The organism is Stenotrophomonas sp. 3diitr2024 (assembly GCF_042136455.1).
Taxonomy (GTDB): domain Bacteria; phylum Pseudomonadota; class Gammaproteobacteria; order Xanthomonadales; family Xanthomonadaceae; genus Stenotrophomonas; species Stenotrophomonas sepilia.
The window spans coordinates 1-475 of the sequence record NZ_JBHHMJ010000475.1 but is presented as its reverse complement, the minus strand read 5'-3'; the positions used below and the strand labels follow the sequence as shown (position 1 = coordinate 475).

Here is a 475-nt window from a genome sequence, read left to right as displayed (position 1 = left end):
ACGTGATTCCCGGCAGCACCGCCGACGTGGTCGGCCGTGGCTTCGTGCCGGGCCAGAAGGTCAGCCTGCTGCGTGGCGACAGCGTGCTCAACGCACAGCCGGTGGTGGTCGATGCCGATGGCAACTTCAAGACCCAGCTGTACGACGGCCGCACCGGTGAAGCCTTCGACCGCCATACCACCGTCGGTTACATGCACTACCTGAAGCTGAACCACCTGGTCGACGACAAGATGCACGCCCGTTCGACCGAGGGCCAGGTACGGGTGGAAGCCGTGCGTCCGGAAGCCCGCTTCGGCGTGCGCAGCGGCGACCGCATCCTGCGCTTGGACGATACGGCCGTGCGGCGGATCTGGTCTTCATCCACCAGGATCGGCTCCACCACCAGGTTGGTGTGGAACTTGATCTCGTCCAGCGAATGCGTCGGGTTGCTGGTGCCCACGAACAGCTTGCCGCCGCGCTTGAACAGCGGCAGCAC

The 475-nt window shown here is 65.5% G+C and carries 1 protein-coding gene and 1 pseudogene; one reads left to right on the top strand and one right to left on the bottom strand.

Annotated features, from left to right (window positions below):
• Positions 1-248: pseudogene (locus ABGA94_RS12090) on the top strand (hypothetical protein); the annotation flags it as partial.
• Here the strand turns inward: ABGA94_RS12090 and ABGA94_RS12085 are convergent.
• Positions 197-439: a hypothetical protein gene (locus tag ABGA94_RS12085; protein ID WP_375367390.1), complete on the bottom strand. Its 243-nt coding sequence runs from the start codon at positions 437-439 to the stop codon at positions 197-199. The pseudogene ABGA94_RS12090 and the gene ABGA94_RS12085 overlap by 52 nt on opposite strands.
• Positions 440-475: the final 36 nt, after the last annotated feature.